The 17,354-nt window shown below is 75.8% G+C and carries 13 protein-coding genes; 6 read left to right on the top strand and 7 right to left on the bottom strand.

Annotation, left to right across the window (positions count from 1 at the left end):
- Positions 1 to 41 precede the first annotated feature (41 nt).
- Positions 42 to 1,454, top strand: a complete 1,413-nt coding sequence (locus ACK8HX_RS00180) for a phosphotransferase (RefSeq protein ID WP_411938626.1) — start codon at positions 42 to 44, stop codon at positions 1,452 to 1,454.
- Here the strand turns inward: ACK8HX_RS00180 and ACK8HX_RS00175 are convergent.
- From ACK8HX_RS00175 to moeB, 3 genes are read right to left on the bottom strand one after another with little or no spacing between them, the layout of a single operon-like run.
- Positions 1,420 to 4,710 carry a UvrD-helicase domain-containing protein gene (locus ACK8HX_RS00175; protein WP_411938625.1) on the bottom strand — a complete coding sequence of 1,097 codons (3,291 nt, stop codon included), beginning with the start codon at positions 4,708 to 4,710 and terminating at the stop codon, positions 1,420 to 1,422. The two genes, ACK8HX_RS00180 and ACK8HX_RS00175, sit on opposite strands and share 35 nt — an antisense overlap.
- Positions 4,707 to 7,799: an ATP-dependent helicase gene (locus ACK8HX_RS00170; protein WP_411938624.1), complete on the bottom strand. Its 3,093-nt coding sequence runs from the start codon at positions 7,797 to 7,799 to the stop codon at positions 4,707 to 4,709. The genes ACK8HX_RS00175 and ACK8HX_RS00170 overlap by 4 nt, the downstream gene beginning before the upstream one ends.
- 52 nt (positions 7,800 to 7,851) lie before the next feature.
- A complete protein-coding gene (moeB, locus tag ACK8HX_RS00165) occupies positions 7,852 to 9,039 on the bottom strand; it encodes a molybdopterin-synthase adenylyltransferase MoeB (protein WP_411938623.1) in 1,188 nt (395 codons plus the stop codon).
- 91 nt (positions 9,040 to 9,130) lie between these two features.
- Here moeB and ACK8HX_RS00160 point away from each other — a divergent pair, with 91 nt between their 5' ends.
- The 3 genes from ACK8HX_RS00160 (at position 9,131) to ACK8HX_RS00150 (ending at position 10,540) form a co-directional block, all read left to right on the top strand.
- Positions 9,131 to 9,751, top strand: coding sequence for a TetR/AcrR family transcriptional regulator (locus ACK8HX_RS00160; protein WP_411938622.1), 621 nt, complete (start codon positions 9,131 to 9,133; stop codon positions 9,749 to 9,751).
- Between the two features lie 134 nt (positions 9,752 to 9,885).
- On the top strand, positions 9,886 to 10,107 hold the full coding sequence (locus ACK8HX_RS00155; RefSeq protein ID WP_411938621.1) for a DUF3107 domain-containing protein: 222 nt from the start codon (positions 9,886 to 9,888) through the stop codon (positions 10,105 to 10,107).
- A 163-nt stretch (positions 10,108 to 10,270) separates the two neighbouring features.
- Positions 10,271 to 10,540: a GlsB/YeaQ/YmgE family stress response membrane protein gene (locus ACK8HX_RS00150; protein ID WP_411938620.1), complete on the top strand. Its 270-nt coding sequence runs from the start codon at positions 10,271 to 10,273 to the stop codon at positions 10,538 to 10,540.
- Positions 10,541 to 10,608: 68 nt separating this feature from the next.
- Here the strand turns inward: ACK8HX_RS00150 and ACK8HX_RS00145 are convergent, their stop codons facing one another.
- Positions 10,609 to 11,277, bottom strand: a complete 669-nt coding sequence (locus ACK8HX_RS00145) for a ferritin-like fold-containing protein (protein ID WP_411938619.1) — start codon at positions 11,275 to 11,277, stop codon at positions 10,609 to 10,611.
- Positions 11,278 to 11,445: 168 nt separating this feature from the next.
- On the opposite strand from ACK8HX_RS00145, the gene ACK8HX_RS00140 reads away from it, so the two are divergent.
- Both ACK8HX_RS00140 and ACK8HX_RS00135 read left to right on the top strand, forming a co-directional pair.
- The gene (locus ACK8HX_RS00140; protein ID WP_411938618.1) at positions 11,446 to 13,020 is read left to right on the top strand and encodes a DEAD/DEAH box helicase; all 1,575 of its coding nucleotides are present in this window, start codon (positions 11,446 to 11,448) and stop codon (positions 13,018 to 13,020) included.
- A 70-nt stretch (positions 13,021 to 13,090) separates the two neighbouring features.
- Positions 13,091 to 14,524, top strand: coding sequence for an MBL fold metallo-hydrolase RNA specificity domain-containing protein (locus tag ACK8HX_RS00135; RefSeq protein ID WP_411938617.1), 1,434 nt, complete (start codon positions 13,091 to 13,093; stop codon positions 14,522 to 14,524).
- Here the strand turns inward: ACK8HX_RS00135 and ACK8HX_RS00130 are convergent.
- Genes ACK8HX_RS00130 through ACK8HX_RS00120 form a run of 3 tightly spaced genes read right to left on the bottom strand, consistent with a single transcriptional unit; the run spans position 14,508 to position 17,322 of the window.
- The gene (locus ACK8HX_RS00130; RefSeq protein ID WP_411938616.1) at positions 14,508 to 15,563 is read right to left on the bottom strand and encodes an NAD(P)-dependent alcohol dehydrogenase; all 1,056 of its coding nucleotides are present in this window, start codon (positions 15,561 to 15,563) and stop codon (positions 14,508 to 14,510) included. The genes ACK8HX_RS00135 and ACK8HX_RS00130 overlap by 17 nt on opposite strands.
- A gap of 30 nt (positions 15,564 to 15,593) precedes the next feature.
- Positions 15,594 to 16,391, bottom strand: a complete 798-nt coding sequence (locus ACK8HX_RS00125; RefSeq protein ID WP_411938615.1) for a ParA family protein — start codon at positions 16,389 to 16,391, stop codon at positions 15,594 to 15,596.
- Positions 16,392 to 16,434: 43 nt separating this feature from the next.
- Positions 16,435 to 17,322, bottom strand: coding sequence for a LysR substrate-binding domain-containing protein (locus tag ACK8HX_RS00120; RefSeq protein WP_411938614.1), 888 nt, complete (start codon positions 17,320 to 17,322; stop codon positions 16,435 to 16,437).
- Positions 17,323 to 17,354: the final 32 nt, after the last annotated feature.

The following is a 17,354-nucleotide window of genomic DNA, read 5'->3' as shown; positions in this document are numbered from 1 at the left end:
CTTCCCAGCCTAGGCGGGTCCCACGGCATACCGTGGGGCCCGTGGACCGCAGCCCAGCCTTCCTGGCCGCCCTCGCGAGCGCTGCCGTCCCGGGCCTGGACCCGGTGAGCGTCGAGGCGCTGCCGAGCACCCCCGACCAGTCCTTCGACGTCGCGTTCGTCCAGGACGCCGAGCACCGCCGCTGGGTGGTCCGGGCCCCCCGCACCGACGTCGCGGGCGCCGAGATGGACCGCACGGTCGCGCTCCTCGCCCTGCTCGGCCGGCGGCTGCCGTTCGCCGTCCCGTCGCCCAAGGGGTTCGTCGCCCTCGCCGAGGGCGGCCGCGCCGCCGTCTACCCGTACCTGCCCGGCCACAACCTCGACTTCGCTGAGCTCCCCGCCGGCCCCGGTCTCGCCGCCGAGCTCGGCCGCTCCCTCGCCGCCCTGCACAACACCGACCCGGCCGTGTACGAGGAGGCGGGGATGCCGGCCTACGACGCCGACACGTACCGCAGCCGCCGCCTCGCCGAGCTCGACCGCGCCGCCGAGAGCGGGCGGGTGCCCACCTCGCTCCTCGCCCGGTGGGAGGCCGCGCTCGAGGACGTCTCGCTGTGGCGGTTCGCGCCGACCCCCACGCACGGCGACCTCACCGGCGACCAGGTGCTCGCCGTCTTCACGGACGACCACGACGCCTCGACCGGCAAGGTCCGCGCGCTCACCGGCTGGGAGGACGCGAAGGTCGCCGACCCGGCCGACGACTTCGCCGCCCTCGTCGCCGACGCACCCGCGGCCGCGGTCGAGACCGTGCTCGAGGCGTACGCCCACGTGCGGGTGGAGCGCCCCGACCCCAACCTCCTCGTCCGGGCCCGCCTCGTCGGCGAGCTCGGCCTGCTCGGCACCCTCATGACGGCGCTCACCCGGCAGGACACCGGGGCCGTCGAGGTGCTGACGACCCAGCTGCGCCGCCTCGACGACGCCGTGCACGCCGACGAGGACGAGGACGACTACCGTCGCACCTCGCTCTCCCCCGTGCTCCCCCGCCCGCCCGCACCCCGCGCGCCCGAGGTCGTCGACGAGGACGAGGACGAGGACCTCCCGGGCCTCCCCGAGCGGGAGGAGACCGCCCCGTCGGACGACGTCGCCCCGGGGGTGGACGACGAGCGGGACGAGATCGCCCTATTGGACGATGGTGTCCCAGGGGAGGACGAGGACGGGCGGGACGAGATCGCCCTATTGGACGATGTTGTCCCAGGGGAGGACGAGGACGAGGACGAGGAGTGGACCCGGTCGGTGCCCCAGCCGCGCACCGACGACCTCGTCGACGACTGGCTGACCTCCGGCCGCGAGCCCGCGAGCCACGACCCCGTGGCCGCCGCGGAGGCCGACGCCCTCGCCGCCGAGCTCGAGGCCGGCGCCACCGAGGACCTGCCGAGCGACGACGTCAGCGAGGACGGGCAGCGGCCAGCACGCGGGTGATCTCGGCGAGGTCCGGGAGGTCCGGCCAGACCGTCTCGCCGGTGGCGGCATGGAAGAACGCGCCCCGCACCCGTGAGGGGTCGACGTCCCGCAGCCGGGCCCACGCGAGCCGGTAGGCCCCGAGCTGGACCGCCCGGGCTCGGGCCCGCTCCCCCGACGCCGGGGCCCCGGTCTTCCAGTCGACGACGACCCACGCCGGCTCGCCGTCGGGCCCGCGCTCCTCGAAGACCGCGTCGATGCGGCCGCGGACCGCGATGCCGTCGACGACCGTCTCGACGCTCGTCTCGACCTCCGCGGGGATGCGGTCGGCCCACTCGCTCGCGAGGAACCGGGTGCGCAGCTCGCCCAGGGCCGCGGCGTCGGAGCCGTCGTCGTCGGCGGACCCGGGCAGGGCGTCGACGTCGATGAAGCCGGCACGGCTGTAGTGCTCCTCGACCCAGGCGTGGAAGGCGGTGCCCCGGCGGGTGGCCAGCGCCGGCGGCTGGGGCACGGGCCGGCGCAGGTCGAGGGTGAACCGGTCGGCGTCCTCGGCGAGGGCGACGAGGGCAGACGTGGACAGGTGGGCGGGCAGCTCGACGTCGACATCGGCCCCCGACCGTCGGCGGGCCCGCTCGTCGAGGAGCATCCGCACCTCCTCGTCCCGGCCCGGCGCGGGCGCCGCGCCGGCACCCGCGCCGGCCATCGCCGCGACGACCTCGGACGCGGGACCGAGCAGCCGGTCGCGACGCTCCCGGTGGTCGGTGGTGGGCCACGTGACGCTGACGGTCTCGGCCGTGCGGGGGTTCTGCGGCCTGGGGTCGTCGACCGGCGGGAGGTCGGCCCACGGCCCGGGCGCGACGGCGAGGCCGGACGCCCGCACCTCCTCGAGGAAGCGCGACGTGATGCGCGGCGTCGAGGCGGTGCCCCAGACGTGTGCGGTGAGGAGGAGGTCGCGCCGGGCGCGGGTGAGGGCGACGTAGGCGAGCCGGCGCTCCTCGGCGATGCCGTGGTCGGCCGCCGCGGCCGTGAACCCGGTGAAGGCGGCGTCGAGGGAGTCCCAGTCGTGGGGGTCGGCCCAGCCGAAGCGGGGCAGGCCGTCGGCGTCGCCGCGCAGGTCGTAGGGCAGGGTCGCGAGCCCGGCGAGCCAGGCCTTGTCGGACGGCTGCGTGTGGCCCCACGCGCCGTCGACGACGCGCCCCTGGTTGCCGGAGTGCGCGGGGAAGGAGGACTCGACGAGCCCGGGCACCGCGACGACGTCCCACTCGAGGCCCTTGGCCGCGTGCACGGTCATGACCTGCACGGCGTCGGGGCGGGCCTCGACCCAGCCGAGGTCGAGGCCCCGCTCCTCGGCCACGGCGGCCTCGAGCCAGGCGAGGAAGCCGCCGAGCGTCGCCCGCTCTGCGCTCGCCGCGAAGGTCGCGGCGACGTCGGCGAAGGCGTCGAGGTGGGCGCGGGCGGCGCCGGGGGTGTACTCGGGCCGGGCGAGGACCTCGAGGTCGAGGCCGAGGGCGACCTCCGCCTCGGCCGTCAGCTCGGGCAGGCCGAGCCCGGTGAGGGCGCGCAGGCGCCGCACGGCGTCGCCGAGGCCGCGCAGGCGCGCCAGGGCGACCGGACCGACGCGCTGGCCGTCGCTGCCGACCCACCGCTCCGGCGGGAGGTCGTCGAGGGCCTCGACGATGCTCGCCTCCTCGCTGGAGTCGGGAGAGAGGTCGGCCCGGCGGTCGCCCTCGGCGCGGGCGGTGCGCTGGCGGTGCCGGGCCCAGGCGCCGAGGCCGTCGAGGTCGGCGGCGCCCAGCCGGCACGACGGCCCGGTGAGCAGCCGCATGAGCCGGTCCCCGCGTGTGGGGTCCTGGACGACGTGGAGCAGCGCGACGAGGTCGGCGACCTCGGGGGTGTGGAGCAGCCCGCCGAGGCCGACGACCTCGAAGGGCAGCCCGGCGGCCTCGAGCGCGTCGACGACGGCGTCGAACTGGGACCGCTTGCGGCACAGCACGGCCGCGGTGCGGCGACCGGGCAGGCGGAACCGCTCGCCGAGCCAGTCGACGACGTGCGCCGCCTCCTCCTCGACGGTGCCGAGCCGGGCGACGGCGACGTGCCCGGGGCCGGCGTCGTCGCGCGGCGCGAGCGAGCGCACCTCGACGCGGGTCGTGGCGGCGAGCGGCGCGGCGACGAGGTTGGCGGCGTCGAGGACGAGCCGGTCGTTGCGCCAGCTCGTGGACAGGTGCAGCACGTCGGCGGGGTCGTCGTCGTGGAAGTCGGTGCGGAACCGGTCGAGGGTCGTCGAGGACGCCCCGCGCCACCCGTAGATCGACTGGTGCGGGTCGCCGACCGCGGTGACCGGCACCGGCTCGCCGGGCGCGACGAAGAGGGCTCGCAGCAGCTGCAGCTGGGCCTCCGAGGTGTCCTGGAACTCGTCGAGGAGGACGGCCCGGAACCGGCCACGCTCGGCCTCCCCCACCTGCCGGACCGAGGTGGCGAGCCGGGCGGCGAGCGCCATCTGGTCGGCGAAGTCCATGGCGTCGCGCGAGCGCTTCAGCTCGGCGTAGCGCTCGAGGAGGGGCACGATGGCGCGCCGCTCGCGCAGGACACCGAGCGCGGTCCGGACCGTGGCCGGGTAGGCCTTCTTGCGCGAGGTCTCGCCCCGGGCGACGAGCTCGAGGGTCGCGACGACGTCGTCGAGGTGGGCGGCGAGACGGTCGGTGCCGACGAGGTGCTCGGCCATCTCGCCGGCGAGGTCGACGACGGCCGTGGTGACGGTGGACTCCGCCTTCTCGACCTCCATCGGCCCGTCCCACGACGCCACGGCCTCGTGGGCGACCTGCCACGCGGCCGCCTCGGTGAGGAGCCGGCTCTCGGGCTCGACACCGAGCCGCAGGCCGTGCTCGCGGACGATCCGGCCCGCGTAGGCGTGGTAGGTCGACACCGTGGGGGCGTCGTCGAGGACCGCGGCGCCGTCCTCGACGGCCGGGGTCCACAGCCCGGCCTCGCGCAGCGTGGTGAGCCGGGAGGCCAGCCGCTCGGACAGCTCGCCCGCGGCCTTGCGGGTGAAGGTGAGGCCGAGGACCTCGTCGGGCTGGACGAACCCGTTCGCGACGAGCCAGACGACCCGGGCCGCCATCGTCTCGGTCTTGCCCGACCCCGCCCCCGCGACGACGAGCAGCGGCCGCAGCGGCGCCTCGATGACGGCCGCCTGCTCGGGCGTGGGCGCGTGGGACTGCCCGAGCGCACGGGCGAGCTCGACGGCGCCCCACCTCACGCCCACCGACGTCGTCGTCACAGCCGCCTCCCCTCGGCCTGGACCGGGCAGGAGTCCTTGACCTGGCAGGTGCCGCAGTGCGACCCCGGGGTCGCGGCGAAGGACGCTCCGGCCATCGCGGAGGAGGTGTCGTCGAGGAGGGCGCGGGCCCACCCGGGCTCGTCGTCGTCGGCGAGGGGCACCTGCTCCTGGAGGGTCGTGGACACGTTCGCGGCCTTGCCGAGCTGGAGCAGCGCCGCCCCGGCGGAGGCCGTGCCGTGCTCGGCGAAGGCGCCGTGCTCGACGGCCAGCTGGTAGCTGCCGAGCTGGCCGTGGCGGCGCACCTCCTCCTTCGACGGCTTGGACGAGCCGGTCTTGAGGTCGACGACCCTGACCCTCCCGGACGGGTCGACCTCGACGCGGTCGACGGTCCCGGAGACGACGGCGCGTCCGAGCGCGACCCGCAGCTGCTGCTCGGAGGCGGCCCGCCGCCATCCCTGCGCCGAGGTCTCGCCGACGTAGCGGGCGAGCCGTCCGGTCATCCGCTGGGCCTCCGCGAGGCGGCGGCGCGAGAGCCAGCCCGGCGGCAGCCCGAGCCGCCCCCAGCGCCGCTCCACCTCGGCGGCATAGGCCTCCGCGGTGGTGTCGCCGAGGTCGTGGGCGATCTCGTGGACGAGGATCCCGACGTCCTGGGCACCCATCGACGGGCCGTCGCCGCCGCTCTGGCGCAGCACCCACTGCAGGCCACAGCGCCAGAACCCGTCGATGGCCGAGGGCGACACGCGGACCGGGTCCTCGGGGCCGCGCCGGGGCCGGTCGTCGGTGAGGTCGCGCAGGGTCCACCACTGCGCCGGGTCGGCCCCCGGGACGCCCTCGCGGGCGAGGCGGGCGAGCGTGGTGACGGCCGCCCCGCGGGTCGTGGCGTCCTCGGCGAGCAGGGAGCGGCGCAGGTCGGCGACGAGGCCGTGCAGCGTCATCGGGCGGGGGACGTCGGTGAACGCTCGCGCGTCCGGCCGCGGGTCGACGACGTCGAGGAACGGCGAGGGCTGCTCGTCGTCGCTGCGGACGGCCGTGACGACGAGACGGCGCCGCGCCCGGGTGCAGGCGACGTGGAACAGCCGGGTCTCGTCGTGGCGGACCTGGGCCCGCGCGGCCCGCGGCTCGGTGGACCGCCCGGTGACGACGTCGACGAGGTCGGTGGACCCCAGGACCGAGCCGCGCAGGCGCAGGTCGGGCCAGACGCCCTCCTGGACCCCCGCGACGACGACGAGGTCCCACTCGCGCCCCGCCGCGGCGGCGGGTGTGAGGAGGGCGACCGTCTCGTCGGTGCTGGCCCGTGCCGCGAGGGTGTCGCCGGCGACGTCCTGCCCGAGGACGTGGTCGAGGAAGGCCGCAGGCGCCGCGCCGGGCAGCCGGTCGGTGAAGCGGGCGGCGGTGTCGAACAGCCCGAGGACGGCATCGAGGTCGCGGTCGGCCCGTCCTCCCGCCGGTCCGCCGGCGAGCGCGGTCTCGCGCCACGGGGCCGCGAGGCCGCTCGCGCTCCACATCGCCCAGAGGACCTCCTCGACACCGTGCCCCTCGCGGAGGGCGTCGACCGCCGCGGCGAGCACGCGGTGGACCCGCCGCGCGGGTGCCGCCTCCGGCCCGAGCCGGTCGAGGGCGAACGGGGCGAGGACGGCCTCGGCGAGGAGGGCGTCGCTGGGCCGCCCGCCACCGTCGTCGAGCTCGACACGGCGCAGCGAGCGCCGCAGCCGCCGCAGGCCCACGGCGTCGGCGCCCCCGACGGGCGAGCCGAGGACGTCGACGACCACCTCGGGGTCGAGCTCCTCGGCCCCCGCCACGACGTCGAGGGCGCACCGCAGCAGCGCGAGGAAGGGGCGCACGGCCGCCTCGTCGCGGACGGGGAGGTCGGCGGCGGTGGTGTCGACCGGGACCCCGGCCCCCCGGAGGACCCGGCGCAGCGTGGCCGTGCGCGAGCCGCCCCGGACGACGACCGCCATCCGGGACCACGCGACGCCGCCGAGGAGGTGCTCGCGGCGGAGCAGGCCGGCGACGAACGCGGCCTCCTGCGCGGTGGTGCGCAGCAGGTGGGCCTCGACGGACCCCTCGCCCGACGATGCCGGGGCACCACGGTGGGCGCCTCCGCCCACGACCCCGATGTGTGCGGCGACCCGGGCCGCTGCCTCGGACACCGCTGTGCCGCAGCGGTGCCCGGACTGGAGGAGGTGGGTTTCGGCGTCCGCCCAGCCGGTGACGAAGAGACGCGGGTCGGCCCCGCGGAAGGTCTGGGTGGCGGCGTCGGGGTCGCCGACGAGGACGAGCGGGACGGCCCCGTGCCCGGTGACGACGTCGAGGAGGCGGCGCGCGGCCGGCGTGAGCTCCTGGGCGTCGTCGACGACGACGAGGCGCAGCCGCTCGCGCAGCCGGTCGAGGGCGGCGGGGTCGGTCTCGAGGAGGTCGGCGGCGGCGGTGAGGACGGTCGCGGGGTCCCAGGCCCCCGGCGCGGCGAGGGCGGTGACGTCGTCGTACTCCTGGAGGACCGCGGCGGCCGCGACCCACTCGCCGCGGCCGTGCTCGACGCCGAGCGCGGCGAGGTGCGCGGGCCCCAGGCCCAGCTCGACGGCCCGCATGAGGAGGTCGCGCAGCTCGGCCCGGAAGCCACGGGCCGGCAGGGCCTCGGCGAGCTCGGGGGGCCACGGCGGGGCGGGTGTCGCCCCCGAGGCGTGCCCCGCGAGCAGCTCGCGGAGGATGACGTCCTGCTCCGGGCCGCTGAGCAGCCTGGGGGCGGGCTCGCCGGCGAGCGCGGCGTCCTCGCGGAGCAGCCCGAAGCCGAAGGACTGGTGGGTGCGCGCCAGCGGGGTGGTCGTCGTGCCGCCGACGCGGGCGGTCACGGCGTCGCGCAGCCGCGCCGCGGCGACGCGGGTGGGCGCGAGGAGGAGGCACGCGTCGGCCGGGGCGCCGTCGACGAGGACCGCACGGGCCACCCGCTCGACGGCGACGGTGCTCTTGCCCGTGCCGGGCCCCCCGAGGACGCGCACGACCGGTGCCGTGGCCCCGACGGCCGCCCGCTGGGAGGCGTCGAGGGCGGGGGGTGCCGCCGCGGCGGTGGCGGGGCGGCGGAGGACGAGCACGCAGGGATTCCACCACGCGCGACCGACAGGCCCGCCGGGGCGGGGCGGCGTGTCAGTAGGTCGGGAGGGACGGGTCCACGTCGCGCACCCAGGCGAGGACGCCACCCTCGACGTCGACCGCCTGAACGCCGCGGGACCGCAGCAGGTCGACGGCCTCCGCCGACCGGGCGCCGGTCTTGCAGACGACGTACACCGGCACTCCCGGGGGCGGGTCGAGGCCCGGCAAGGGGTCGGCGTCCGAGCCCGCGCGCACCCGGTCCATCGGCAGCCACGCCGACCCGGGGATGCCGACGACCTCGCGCTCCCCGGCCTCGCGGACGTCGACGAGGAGCACGTCGCCGAGCGCGAGGGCGTCGCGCAGCCCGACGGCCGTGACGGACGGGCGCCCGCCGCCCGCGGACGCCGTCGCCGCGTCGTCATCGCGCTGCGACGCCCACCCGAGCGGCCGCACGGGGTCGGCGCCCGAGCCGCACACCCGGCACCCGGGGTCGGCGCGCACGGGCAGCTCGTCCCACGTCTGGCGCAGCGCGTCGTGGACGAGGAGGCGCCCGACGAGCGGCTCGCCGACCCCCGTGACGAGCTTGACGGCCTCCGTGGCCATGACCGACCCCACGCTCGCGCACACCGCGCCGAGGACGCCCCCCACGGCGCACGAGGGCACGGCGTCGGGTGGCGGCACCGAGGGGAAGACGCACGCGTAGCAGGGCCCCTCCCCCGCCCACCAGACCGAGACCTGGCCGTCGAAGCGGAACACCGACCCCCACACGTGCGGCACCCCGAGGCGGGCGCACGCGTCCCCCACGAGGTAGCGCGTCGGGAAGTTGTCGGCGCCGTCCAGGACCAGGTCGTACTCGGCGACGACGTCGAGGGCGTTCGCGGCCGTGAGCCGCTCGCGGTGCTCGACGACGGTCGTCATCGGGCTCACGGCCCGGACGGCGTCGGCGGCCGAGGACGTCTTCGGCCGCCCGACGTCGGCGTCACCGTGGACGACCTGGCGCTGGAGGTTGGTCGTCTCGACGACGTCGTCGTCGACGATCCCGAGGGTGCCGACACCGGCAGCGGCGAGGTAGAGCAGCGCGGGCGAGCCCAGGCCCCCGGCGCCGACGACGAGCAGGCGCGCCGCCCGCAGCCGCCGCTGCCCCACCGACCCGAGGTCGGGCAGGAGGAGGTGGCGCGCGTACCGCGTGCGCTCGGTGGGGTCGAGCTCGGGGCCGGGGGGCACGAGCGGGGGGCGGCCCATGGCGCGACCCTAACAACGCCGGGGCCCGGCGTCCCCGTCGCGTCGTTACCGATCCGTAGGATGCGTCCTGACCACGGAGGACAGGACGAGCATGACGACCACGCACACGACCCACCGGGGCCAGCGGATGCCGCGCAGCGAGCGCCGGGCCCAGCTGCTGGAGGCCGCGCAGGCCGTCTTCGTGCAGTCCGGCTACCACGCGGCCGCCATGGACGACATCGCCGACCGCGCCGGTGTCTCCAAGCCGGTGCTCTACCAGCACTTCCCCGGCAAGCTCGACCTCTACCTCGCCCTCCTCGACCAGCACTGCGAGACCCTCGAGGGCCTGGTCCGCGCGGCCCTGGAGGTCGGCGGCGACAACGAGGTCCGCGTCGAGCGCACCGTCGCGGCCTACTTCGACTTCGTGACCCGCGAGGGAGCCGCCTTCCGGATGGTCTTCGAGTCCGACCTCACGAGCGTCCCCCAGGTCCGGTCCCGCCTCGACGCCGTCGAGATGAACTGCGCCGAGGCGATCGCCGAGGTCATCGCCGAGGACACCGGCGTCGACGACGAGCGGGCCCTCCTCCTCGGGTCCGCCCTCGCGGGCATGGCGCAGGTGTCGGCCCGGCACTGGCTGGCCCAGGGCGGCGACGTCGGCGAGGCCGAGGCGGCGACGATCATCACCAGCCTCGCCTGGCGCGGCCTCGGGTCCTTCCCCAAGCTCGACTCCTGAGCCGACCCGCTGCGCCCTCGGCGAACACGCCCGTCCCCCGGCCCGGGTCGCGGAATGCCGCGGTGCGGGGTCGGGTTAGCCTGAGCCGACGCGCGCGGCGACGCCGCGCCATCCCCGACGAAAGGTGTGCACCCGTGGAGGTCACCATCGGCGTCCAGAACGTCGCCCGCGAGCTCACGGTCGAGACCGACTCCGACACCGCCGAGGTCACCGCGGCCGTCGAGGCGGCCCTGCGCGACGGCGGGGTCCTCAAGCTCACCGACACCCGCGGCCGCTCCGTGCTCGTGCCCGGCTCGGTCATCGGCTGGGTCCAGGTCGGCGAGTCCGAGAAGGGCCGCGTCGGCTTCGCCGTCTGAGTCCGGACCCCGCTCGATGGGGCGGGCGCACCTCCCACACCCGCACCGAGCCGGAGGCTAGGCTCGCTGGCGTGACCTGCCCTTTCGGGGTCACCGCCCGCGGCCACCGCCCGGGTGTCGGACGGCACTCGTGGGTCCCCGGACCCCGGAAGGAGCTGGGCCCATGGGCATCGGCGAGATCATCGGACTCATCATCTTCGGGGCGGTCATCGGCATCCTCGCCCGGTTGGTCCTCCCCGGCAAGCAGAGCATCAGCGCGGTCGTCACGGTCATCCTCGGCATCCTCGGCGCCCTCATCGGGTACTGGGTGTGGGGCGCGCTCGGCGGCGGCGACACCGGCGGCATCGACTGGATCCGCTGGTTCATCTCGATCGCCGCGGCCGCCCTCCTCGTCGTGGCGTACGGCGCGATCACCGGGCGCAGGCAGACCTGACGCCCCACCGCACGGCACGCGGCCCCCGTCCTCCTTTGAGGACGGGGGCCGCGTCGCGTGCCCGGGGCTCAGGCGGCCAGGCCGAGGCGCGCCATCCGGGCCTGGTGGCGTTCGGTGAGCCGGACGAACATCTGCCCGACCTCGGCGAGGTCGACCCCGCCCCCGACGAGGAGCGCCGACATCGCCTCGCGCTCGACCGCAACCGCCTGGGCCTGCGAGAGCGCCTCGCCGAGCAGGCGTCGCCCCCACAGCGCGAGCCGGCCACCGGCGCGGCGGTCGGTCTTGAGGGCGTCACGGACGACCTGGACGACGAAGTCGGCCTGCCCCTCGTCGTCGAGCGCGCGCTCCATGACGGCGCGGGTGTCCTCGTCGACGAACTGCGACATCTCGCGGTAGAAGTCCTTGGCGATGCCGTCGCCGACGTAGGCCTTGACGAGCCCCTCCAGCCAGCCCTTGGGGCGGGTGCGCTCGTGGTACGCGGCGAAGGGGACGACGAAGGGCCCCATCGCGACCTCGGGGTCGATGTCGTGGGCCCGCATGTGGTCGACGAGCTGGGTGTACTGCACGTACTCGGTGTGCGCGAGCCCGGCCATCGCCGACTTCAGGGCGAGGGTGGGGGCGATGTCGGAGTCGACGGCCATCCGCGTGAAGGCCGTGAGCTCGCCGTAGGCGAGGACACCGAGGAGGTCGACGACCGCGGCACGGTAGGCGGGGTCCTCGATCGAGGTGTGCTCCATGGCTCGCGAGCCTAACGGTAGGATGGCGGTCGTCCACGGTGCCCGGTCGGCACGCAGGCAGCCACGGGTCACGTCCCGACGACACGGCTGCACCCGAAGAAGACCTCCGATCGGCCCGCAGCCCCATGTGCGCCGGCGCCCTCGCGCCGAGCCGACCGGAAGAGACCCATGACCGACGTCACCGACGCCCCCGAGGCGCCCGAGGCCGCCGCGGCCACCCCGCCCCCGGCCCCCCTGTTCTCCGACTTCCCCATCCACCCCGACATCGTGTCGGCCCTCGCGGGCCACGGCATCACCACGCCGTTCCCGATCCAGGCGATGACCCTCCCGGTCGCCCTGTCCGGCCACGACATCATCGGCCAGGCCAAGACCGGCACGGGCAAGACCCTCGGCTTCGGCATCCCGATCCTCAACCGCGTGGTGTCCCCGCGCGACGACGCCTTCGCGTCGCTGCCGCACGCCGGCAAGCCGCAGGCCCTCGCGGTCGCCCCCACGCGCGAGCTCGCCGTCCAGGTCGCGAGCGACCTCGAGCGGGCCGGCGCCACCCGAGGCATCCGCGTCCTCACCGTCTACGGCGGGCGCGCCTACGAGCCGCAGGTCGAGGCCCTCCGGAAGGGCGTCGAGGTCGTCGTCGGCACCCCGGGCCGCCTCATCGACCTCGCGAAGCAGGGGCACCTCGACCTCGGCCACGCGCGCATCGTCGTCCTCGACGAGGCCGACGAGATGCTCGACCTCGGGTTCCTCCCCGATGTCGAGCGCATCCTCGCGCTGACCCCGGCCGCCCGCCAGACCATGCTCTTCTCGGCGACGATGCCCGGCGCGGTCGTCGCGCTCGCTCGCCGCTACATGAACCAGCCGACGCACATCCGCGCCATGGCCAACGAGGACGGCCAGGACAGCCACACCGTGGCGGCGGTGGAGCAGTTCGTCTACCGCGCCCACGCGATGGACAAGGTCGAGATGCTCGCGCGCATGCTCCAGGCCGAGGGCCGGGGGCTGACCATCGTGTTCAGCCGCACCAAGCGCACCGCCGCCAAGGTCGCCGACGACCTCACCGAGCGCGGCTTCGCCGCCGCCGCCATCCACGGCGACCTCGGCCAGGGGGCCCGTGAGCAGGCGCTGCGGGCCTTCCGCAACGGCAAGGTCGACATCCTCGTCGCCACCGACGTCGCGGCGCGCGGCATCGACGTCGACAACGTCACCCACGTCGTCAACTACCAGTGCCCCGAGGACGAGAAGACCTACGTCCACCGGATCGGCCGCACGGCCCGCGCGGGCAACACCGGCATCGCCGTGACCTTCGTCGACTGGGACGACATCCCCCGCTGGGGCCTGATCAACAAGGCCCTCGACCTCGGCATCCCGGACCCGCAGGAGACCTACTCCTCCTCGCCGCACCTCTACACCGACCTCTCGATCCCCGAGGGCACCAAGGGCCGCCTCCCGCGCGCCCGGCAGACGCGCGCCGGGCTCGACGCCGAGGTCCTCGAGGACCTCGGCGAGACCGGCAAGGCCTCCGGGCGGCGCACCACCGGTGGCGGGCGCGGCGGCGACCGTGGTGACCGCGGCGACCGTGGTGACCGCGGCGACCGTGGTGACCGCGGCGGGCGGGGTGACCGCGGTGGACGCGGCCGCAGCGATGCCCCGGCCCCGCGGGCCGAGGGCGAGGCCCCGAGCCGCCGCAACCGGTCGCGGCGCCGCACCCGCGGCGGCCGCCCGGCGGACGAGGCCACGCAGGCCTGACGGGCGGCCGGACGCACCTCACACGGCGAGGGCCTGTTGCAGCCCCCGCCGTGAGGACGACAATCGAGGCGTGCCCAGCCCCACGCTGACGTTCTGGGGAGCCGCCGGCACGGTGACCGGCAGCCGGTTCCTCGTCGAGACCGCAGCGTCGCGGGTCCTCGTCGACGCGGGGCTGCACCAGGGGCCGCGCGAGCTGAGGCGCCTGGACCGCGAGGGCATCCCGCTCGACGCGACCGCCCTGGACGGTGTCGTCCTCACCCACGCGCACCTCGACCACTGCGGCTACCTCCCGCGCCTCGTCCGCGACGGCCTCGACGCCCCCGTGCTCTGCACCGACGGTACGGCCGAGCTCGCGGCCATCGTCCTGCGCGACAGCGCGCACCTGCAGGAGGAGGACGCGGCGTACGCGGCCGAGAGCGGGTACTCGCTGCACGCGACGCCCCTCCCCCTGTACGACCGGGCCGACGCCGAACGCACCATCCCCCTGCTCCGCCCGGTGCCGCTGCACGACCCGGTCCCGCTGACCGACGACGTCACGGTGGTGCTGAGGTCAGCCGGCCACATCCTCGGCGCGAGCACCGCACTGGTCGAGGCCGCCGGCGCCCGCGTGCTGTTCAGCGGGGACCTCGGGCGCCCGCACCACCCGCTCGTCCCCCCGCGCGAGGACCCGCCCGCCGCGGACGTCGTCGTCGTCGAGTCGACGTACGGCGACCGCCGCCACCCGGACCCTGCCACCGCCCCGCCGGGTGGCGTCCTCGCCGACGCGGTCCGGCGCACCGTCGCCCGCGGTGGGAGCGTGCTCGTGCCCGCCTTCGCCATCGACCGGACCGAGCTGGTCCTGCTCCGGCTCGGCGAGCTGATGGCGCAGGGGCTGGTGCCCACGGTCCCCGTGTTCGTCGACAGCCCGATGGCGCTCGCGGCCCTCGACGTCTACCGCCGCGTCCTCGGCCGCCTCGACCCCGGTGTGCTGCCGCCGGCGTGGGACGCCGAGACCTTCGGGGTCCCGGACCTGAGGACGGTGCGGTCGGCCGCCGAGTCGCAGGCGCTCAACGACCCCCGCCGCCCGTGCGTCGTCGTGTCGGCCTCGGGGATGGCGACCGGTGGGCGGGTCGTCCACCACCTCGCGCACCAGCTCCCCGACCCGCGCCACTGCGTCGTCCTCACCGGGTACCAGGCCGCCGGGACGCGCGGGCGTGACCTCCTCGAGGGCGCCCGCCAGCTGAAGATGCACGGCCGCTACGTCCCCGTGCGGGCCGAGGTCGTCCACGACCCGTCGTTCTCGGTGCACGCCGACGCCGACGAGCTGGTCGCGTGGCTGGCCCGCTGCCCCGAACCGCCGATGACGGTGTTCGTCGTCCACGGGGAGCCACCGGCCTCGGAGGCGCTGTCGGCGCGGGTGGCCGACGAGCTCGGCTGGTGCGCCGTGGTCCCGCGGCTCGGGGAGCGGGTCCGGCTCGACCGCCCGGACCGGCCGGGGGCCGGCGGCCTCAGTCGGCCGGGATGATCGTGCTCGTGTCGATGACGTAGCGGTAGCGCACCTGCGAGCCGACGACCTTGTCGTAGGCGGCGTCGACCTCGCCGGCCGAGATGACCTCCACCGTCGCGCCGATGCCGTGCTCGGCGCAGAAGTCGAGCATCTCCTGGGTGCCCTTGATGCCACCGATGTTCGAACCCGTCATGGCCTTGTCGCCCGAGATGAGCGACCCGAAGTTGACGGACTGGTCGTTCTCGGGCAGGCCGACCATGACGAAGGTGCCGAAGGTCTTCAGCAGCCGCAGGTACTGGTCGACCGGCAGGTCGGCGGACACGGTGCACAGGATGACGTCGAAGGCGCCCCGGAGGTCCGTGAACGTCTGCGGGTCGCTCGTCGCGCGGTAGTCGCTCGCGCCGAACGCGCGGCCGTCCTCCTCCTTGGACAGGCTCTGCGACAGCACGGTGACGTCGGCGCCCATGGCCGCGGCGAGCTTGACGCCCATGTGGCCCAGGCCGCCCATCCCGACGACGGCCACCTTCGTGCCGGGGCCGGCGCCCCAGCGTACGAGGGGGGTGTAGGTGGTGATGCCGGCGCAGAGCAGCGGCGCGGCCTGCGAGAGCTCGATGGCGTCGGGGACGCGGAGCACGAAGCGCTCACCGACGACGACCTGCCGGGCGTAGCCGCCCTTCGTCCACTCGCCGTCGTAGCCCTTCGAGTTGTACGTGCCGACGGCTCCCTTCGTGCAGAAGTTCTCGTGGTCGTCGAGGCACATCTCGCACTCGCCGCAGGAGTCGACGAGGCAGCCGACGCCGACCCGGTCGCCCACGGACCAGCGCGTCACCTCCTCACCGACGGCGGCGACGGTGCCGGCGATCTCGTGGCCGGTGACGAGCGGGAAGTGGGCCGGGCCCCACTCCTCGCGGACGGTGTGGATGTCGGAGTGGCAGATCCCGGCGTACGCGATGTCGATGAGGACGTCGTCGGGTCGCAGGTCGCGGTGCTCGATGGTGCCCTGGCGGAAGCCCGACGAGGAGGAGTCGGCGATCAGTGCGGGGGTCGTGGTCGGCATGCCCCCCACTCTAGGCACGCGCGGGCGGGCTCAGGAGGGCGGGACGAGGGCGGCCGCCACGGCGCGGTAGGCGGCGGCGCCCTTGCTCGAGCGCGCGGTCGACAGGATCGAGCGCCCGACCGCGGGGGCCTCGGCGAAGCGCACGGTCTTCGGGATCGGGGGGCTGAGCACGGGGAGGTCGTACCGCTCGCCGACGTCCTCGAGGACCTCGCGCGCGTGCGTGCTGCGCCCGTCGTAGAGCGTGGGGAGGATGCCGAGGACCGTCAGCTTCTTGTTGAGGATCCTCTTCACGTCGCGGACGGTGTCGAGGAGCTGGCCCACGCCGCGGTGGCTGAGCATCTCGCACGGCATGGGGATGACGAGGCCCTGCGCCGCCGTGAGGGCGTTGAGGGTGAGCACGCCCAGGCTCGGCGAGCAGTCGAGGAGGATGACGTCGTACTGCCTGCGCACGCCGTCGAGGGCGCCCTGGAGGACGTACTCGCGGGCCGGGCGGGACAGGAGCACGGCCTCGGCTCCGGCGAGGTCGATGGTGCTCGGGACGAGGTCGATGCCCTCCTCGCAGGAGACGACGACGTCGGCGAGGTCCTCGCCACCGACGAGGACGTCGTGGACCGAGTCCTCGACGGCGTCGGGGTCGACGCCGAGGCTGAAGGTCAGGCAGGCCTGCGGGTCGAGGTCGACGAGGAGGACGCGCAGCCCGCGCTCCGCGAACGCCGCCCCGAGCGAGGCGACCGAGGTCGTCTTGGCGACCCCGCCCTTCTGGTTGGCGAGGGCGATGACGGTGGCCTTGCCCTTCGCGGGCTTCTTCGGGGGGCGGGAGGACGCCATCGATAGGCCTTTCGGGGGATCCGCGGGAGAGGCCTGCATCCTCTCACCCGGCCAGGACGAACCTGCGGAAGGCCTCGGCCGACGGCAGGAGGGGGCGTCCGGCGACCCAGGCGAGCCCGACCTCGCGCTGCGCCCCGGGGTCGGTGAGCGGGAGCAGCCGGGTCCGGGCGAAGGTCGTCGGTGCGGGCAGGCCCATCGCCGGGACCACGCCGACCCCGAGACCTGCGGCCACGAGCCCGCGGACCGTGGGCAGGTCCTCGGCCTCGAAGGCGACCTCCGGCTCGAACCCGGCGGCGGCGCACAGCTCGAGGGTCTGGGAGCGCATCATCGACGGGGCCGCGCGCAGGACGAAGGGCTCCTCGGCGACCTCGGCGAGCGAGACGGCGTCGCGGTCGGCGAGGCGGTGGCCCGGCTCGACGGCGAGGACGAGGGGCTCGACGAGGACGCGCGCCCACTCGACGTCGGGCTGGAGGACGCGGTGCGCGGTGAGCTCGACGTCGGCCCGCCGGGTCGCGAGCAGCGGGGAGACCCGTCCGGCCTCCCCGACCGCGGTCCGCTCGAGGACGACGCGGACGCGCGGGTGCTCGCGCCGGAAGCCGCGGATGAGGCCCGGGACCAGCCAGGACCCGAGGCTGAGCGGGAAGGCGAGGGTCACGACGCCGCCCTCGGGGTCCAGGAGCTCGCTGACCGCGGCGAGGCCGTCGTCGAGGTGGTTGACGAGGGAGTCGACGTGTCGCTTGAAGGCGGCGCCGGCGTGCGTCATCCGCAGCACCCGCCCGGAGCGGCGCAGCAGCGGGGTGCCGACCTCCTTCTCGAGACGGGCGAGCGCCCGCGAGACGCCGGGCTGGCTGACCTCGAAGACCTCGCTGACCTCGGTGACCGTGTAGCCGTCGGCGACGAGCTGGAACCAGCGGAGGGCGTCGGTGTCCATTGCATGACGATAGTGCATGCGTCGTATGTCTG

This window comes from Oryzobacter faecalis, assembly GCF_046764005.1.
In the GTDB taxonomy this organism is placed as follows: Bacteria; Actinomycetota; Actinomycetes; order Actinomycetales; family Dermatophilaceae; genus Oryzobacter; species Oryzobacter faecalis.
Note: the sequence above shows the minus strand (reverse complement) of the source record. Positions and strands in the feature narration are given on the sequence as shown.